Here is a 5,083-nt window from a genome sequence, read left to right on the forward strand (position 1 = left end):
TGCGGCGGCAAAGAAAAGTAGGTGCCGCCCCGCACAGGGGCGACGCGTGAAGCGCACTAACAATTCGCGGATGCCCGCGAAAGCGAAAGCGAAGGCAAAAGCGAAGGCAAAAGCGAAGGCAAAAGCGAAGGCAAAAGCGAAAGCAAAAGCAAAAGCAATCCGCGGATGCAAGCGCAAAATCAACCACCCCACCCAGCGTCGCAGACCAAAAAAAAACCTAATCCTGCCCGCCCAACTTAAACACAGAAACAACCTCTGCCAGCTTGTCAGCCTGCGCGCTCAGATCAGCAGCTGCCTGCTCGGCATCACTAACGAGCGCGGCATTCTGCTGCGTCACTTCCCCAATCTGCGTGACGGCCGTATTCACCTGCTCGATCCCGCTCGACTGCTCCTTCGAAGCAACGCTGATCTCGCCAATAATCGTCTGCACCTGCCCAACCCGCTCGACGATCGAGCGCATCGTCGTGCTCGCTTCCTCGGCTATGCGGAAGCCACTCGACACCGTCGCCGTCGATTCGGCAATCACGCCTTCGATCTCCTTGGCCGCCGCCGCGCTGCGCTGCGCAAGCGCACGCACCTCCGATGCAACCACCGCGAACCCCTTGCCGTGCTCGCCCGCGCGCGCCGCTTCGACGGCAGCGTTCAACGCGAGGATATTGGTCTGAAACGCGATGCCCTCGATGACCGTCGTGATATCGGCGATCTTCTTCGACGACTGGCTGATCTCGCCCATCGTCGAGACGACCCGCTCGACCGCGCGGCCGCCGTCGAGAGCCGCTTCCGATGCGCCCGATACCAGCGTGTTCGCCTGTGCCGCGTGACCGGCGTTCTGCTGTACCGTCGACGTGATCTGCTGCATGCTCGCCGCCGTCTCTTCGAGGCTCGCGGCCTGCGTGCCGATCCGCGACGCGATCTCGCCGCTGCCCGCAGCGATCTTCGCGGTGCCTTCCGTCATATCCGCCGACGCGCTGCGCACCTGTGTGACGATCCGCGCAAGCCCCTCGCCGATGCCGTCGATGGCCTGCATCAGGCGGCCGATTTCATCGGCTCGCCGTTCGTGGCTCGCCGATACGCGCACGCTCAGATCGCCCGATGCAAAGCGCTCCGAAGCCTTCGCCGCTTCGTCAAGCGGGCGCGACACCAGCCGGCGCACGGCGATCAGGAACACGACGGCGAACAACCCGACCAGCACGAAACCAATCAGGATGAAGCGGTTGCGCGTGGCGATCACGTCGGCCATCACTTCGTCGCGCTTCGCGACGCCGCCTACCAGCCAGCCCCATTCCGGCACGGTGACGAACGACACGAACTTGTCTCGCGCACCCGTCTCGCCCAGCGCCGCTTCCGCGCTCGAGTATTCGATCTGCCCTTCCTTTTCGTCGAGCATGCGCTTGTACGGCGCGGCGCTCTCGTCGCCTGCCTGACCGGCAGCGGCCGGATGCACCAGCAGCTTGCCGCGCTCTGCGCCGTTCGACGCATTCAACACGAAGTAATAGCCCGTGTCGCCGATCTTCAACTGACGGATGCCGTCTTCGACCGACTTGATCTGCGCATCCACGTCGACACCGACGAACAGCGCGCCGATTACCTTGCCGCTGGCATCGGTGATCGGCCGGTACTGCGTGATATAGCGCTTGCCGAACAGCGTCGCGAGTCCCGTGAAGGTCTTGTTGCCCGCGACGGGGCCGTAGGCAGGGCCCTTGCGGTCGAGCAGCGTGCCGATCGCGCGCGAGCCGTCCTGCTTTTTCAGCGAGGTCGTCACGCGCACGAAGTCGTCGCCCGTGCGCGCGAAGATCGTCGCGATGGCGCCGCTTTGCGCAAGAAACTGGTCGGGAATCGAGAAGTCGTTGTTCAGCACCTTGTCGCCCGCCTTGAAGACGGGTGTCGGCGTGCCGGCAATGTCGATCTTCTGCGTCTCGTCGAGCGCGTAGCCGGGCGGCAGGAAACTCGCGAACAGCGTCATCGAACGGCCCACTTCGGCTGTGAGCGCCTTGTCGAACAGCGAGATCATCGCGGCAATCGACCGGTCTTTCTCGGTGATGCGCGACAGCACCTGATCGCTGATCAGCGTGCCCGCCGTGCGGGTCAAGGCGAACGTGAAGGCGGCAAAAATGACGGCCACCAGCGCGCACGAGAGCATGGCGAGCCTGGCGCCCACGCTGGCGCGGCGCAATGAAAGGATGTCCATGAGGGTCTGCAGGTAACGGGATTGAAGCTGCTCCGTTGTGTCGCGCGCCAAGGCACGCGACACCGAAACGGCAGCCTGAAACCTGTTAACGGCACGCCAAACGTTTTCCTTTAATTTTGAAAGCTAGAGTGTTGACTCAGATCAATGCGAAGAGCGCCAGGTTCGTAGTAGCAACGCGTTCGTCACGACACTCACGCTCGAGAACGCCATTGCCGCACCCGCGATCATCGGGTTCAGCAGCCCGAACGCGGCGAGCGGAATGCCGATCAGGTTGTACACGAACGCCCAGAACAGGTTCTGCTGGATCTTGCGCCACGTGCGGCGCGAGATGTCGATTGCATCGGCGACCAGCGCCGGGTCGCCCCGCATCAGCGTGATGCCGGCTGCGTGCATCGCGACGTCGGTGCCCGTCGCCATCGCGATGCCGATGTCGGCGGCGGCGAGCGCGGGGGCGTCGTTGATGCCGTCGCCCGCCATCGCGACCACGCTTGACGTGCGGATCTTCAGGTCGTGCACGACGCGCGCCTTGTCGGACGGCAGGACCTGCGCGTGCACTTCGTCGATGCCCAGCGCGGCGGCGACGCTGTTCGCGCTGCCTTCGTTGTCGCCCGTCACCAGCGCGCTCGTCACGCCCATGCGCGACAGCCGTTCGATCGCGGCGCGCGCGCCCGGCTTGAGTGTGTCGCCGAAGGCGATCAGCGCGAGCGCCTGGGCCTGTCGACCCGCTGGCGTGCCCGCTTCCACGTTCATTTGCGCGCCCGTCTTGCCGCGCCCGATCAGCCACGACACCGTATCGCCTTGCGCTTCGAGTTGCTGCGCGCGGCGGGCGAGGGCGGGCGACGGCACGACGCCCAGTTCGCCCAGCCAGCGGCTGCTGCCGATGGCGAACGTCTCGCCGTCGATATCCGCTTCCACGCCGCGCCCCGCGACCGCGCGCGCGTCGCCGGCGGCGGGCGACGTGGCGCCGTTGCCCTCCGCTTCGAAGGCTTTCAGGACGGCTTTCGCGAGCGGATGCTCGCTATGCCGCTGCACGGCCGCCGCGAGCGCCAGCGCGTGTTGGCGGTCCACGCCATCCGCCGTCTGGAACGCCGTTACGGATGGCTGGCCGACTGTCAGGGTGCCCGTCTTGTCGAACGCCACGACGCGGACCTGATGCGCGATTTCGAGCGCCTGCGCGTCCTTGATCAGCACGCCGTGACGCGCGGCCACACCTGTGCCCGCCATGATCGCGGTCGGCGTCGCGAGGCCGAGCGCGCACGGGCAGGCGATCACCAGCACGGCGACCGCGTTGAGAATCGCCGTTTCGGCGCTGTGTCCGGCGATCAGCCAGCCGGCCAGCGTGACGAGCGCGACAGCCAGAATGACGGGAACGAAAATCTCGCTGACGCGGTCGACCAGCCGCTGGATCGGGGCTTTCTCCGCCTGCGCCGTTTCGACTAGCCGGATGATGCGGGCGAGCGTGGTCTCGGCGCCGATGGCCGTCGTCTTCACGATGATCGCGCCTTCGCCGTTGATCGACCCCGCCGTCACGCGGTCGTCCTGCTGCTTCGGCACGGGCAGGCTTTCGCCCGTGATCAGCGATTCGTCGATATGCGTGCGGCCTTGCAGCACCGTGCCGTCGACGGGCACGCGCTCGCCCGGCCGCACCGCGACGAGCATGCCGGTGCGCACTTGCGCGAGCGGCACCTCGTGCTCTTCCTTGCCGACCACGATGCGCGCGCGGTCGGGACGCAGCGCATTGAGCGCACGGATCGCGTCGGTGGTCTGGCGCCTGGCGCGCGCTTCGAGCCACTTGCCGAAGCGCACCAGCGTAATCACGACAGCCGACGCCTCGAAGTACAGATGCATGGTGTCGCCGGGATGCAGCGCCATCTGGTAGACGCTCACGCCATAAGCCGCCGACGTACCGAGCGCGACCAGCAGATCCATATTGCCCGCGCCCGCGCGCACGGCGTTCCATGCGGCGCGGTAGAAGCGCGCGCCGAACACGAACTGGACGATGGTGGCGAGCGCGAGTTGCGGCGTGGCGGACAGCATCGCGTGCAGGCCGAGCGGTTCCGCGAGCATGGGCAGGATGAGCGGCAGCGTCAGCAGCGCGCAGATCACGACCGCGCCGAGTTCGCGGCGCACGGCGGCGCGGGCGGCGGCGTCCTTGTCTTCGGTGGCGGCGGGGGTTGCGTCGTCGGTGGAGAGGGGCGTCGCGTGATAGCCGGCCTTCGTGACGGCCGCGATCAACTGATCGACGCCGACTGCGCCGTTGGTGGTGACGGTTGCTTTTTCGGTGGCGAGATTGACGGACGCGGAGGTCACGCCGGGAATCCGCGCGAGCGCTTTTTCGACGCGTCCGGAGCAGGCCGCGCAGGTCATGCCGCCGATGGCGAGTTCGGCTGTCGACTGGGCGTTGCTGTTGGGTGGCGGCGCGCCGTTCAGCGGCTGTGCGTCGTAGCCTGCCTTGCGGACGGCGTTGACGAGGGTATCGGTGGTGACGGATGCGTCGGCATCGACGGTTGCTTTTTCGGTGGCAAGATTCACGCTTGCGCGCGCGACGCCCGGTACTTTTGCGAGCGCTTTCTCGACGCGCAGCGCGCAGGACGCGCATGTCATGCCCTGAATGTCGAGTTCCGACGATGCCGACGGGCGGGATGTGTCGCCGGTGCGGGGTGGTGCGAGTTCGGTCATGGCTGGGAGGCTCCCGTTTTTTGCGCTATTGCGTATCGTTGGAGGCAGTATCGGGGTTCCCATGATGGGAAGGTCAAGGGGATTTTTTGCTTTTGCTTTTTTCTTTTTTCCTTTTGCCTTTGCGTTTGCGCGGGCATCCGCGAATTGCTTTTGCTTTCGCGGGCATCCGCGAATTGTTAGCTCGCTTCACGCGTCGCCCCTGTGCGGGGCGGCACC

3 protein-coding genes are annotated in these 5,083 nt (G+C 66.0%); all 3 read right to left on the reverse strand.

What is annotated here, in order from left to right; all coding sequences use genetic code 11:
* Nucleotides 1-183 (reverse strand): hypothetical protein (locus KFO72_RS41165; RefSeq protein ID WP_225034499.1); only part of this gene is annotated, 183 nt, incomplete at its 3' end.
* A 34-nt stretch (nt 184-217) separates the two neighbouring features.
* Nucleotides 218-2,188, reverse strand: a complete 1,971-nt coding sequence (locus tag KFO72_RS41170; RefSeq protein ID WP_054933399.1) for a methyl-accepting chemotaxis protein — start codon at nt 2,186-2,188, stop codon at nt 218-220.
* A 141-nt stretch (nt 2,189-2,329) separates the two neighbouring features.
* Complete coding sequence (locus KFO72_RS41175; RefSeq protein ID WP_225034500.1) at nt 2,330-4,867, reverse strand: heavy metal translocating P-type ATPase; 2,538 nt, start codon at nt 4,865-4,867, stop codon at nt 2,330-2,332.
* Nucleotides 4,868-5,083: the final 216 nt, after the last annotated feature.

It is taken from the genome of Paraburkholderia sp. XV, assembly GCF_020177535.1.
Taxonomy (GTDB): Bacteria; Pseudomonadota; Gammaproteobacteria; order Burkholderiales; family Burkholderiaceae; genus Paraburkholderia; species Paraburkholderia caribensis.

Bases quoted from the DNA above. Each gene is read 5' to 3' on its own strand.
- KFO72_RS41175 (WP_225034500.1), bottom strand. From the start codon at position 4,867: ATGACCGAACTCGCACCACCCCGCACCGGCGACACATCCCGCCCGTCG.
- KFO72_RS41170 (WP_054933399.1), bottom strand. From the start codon at position 2,188: ATGGACATCCTTTCATTGCGCCGCGCCAGCGTGGGCGCCAGGCTCGCC.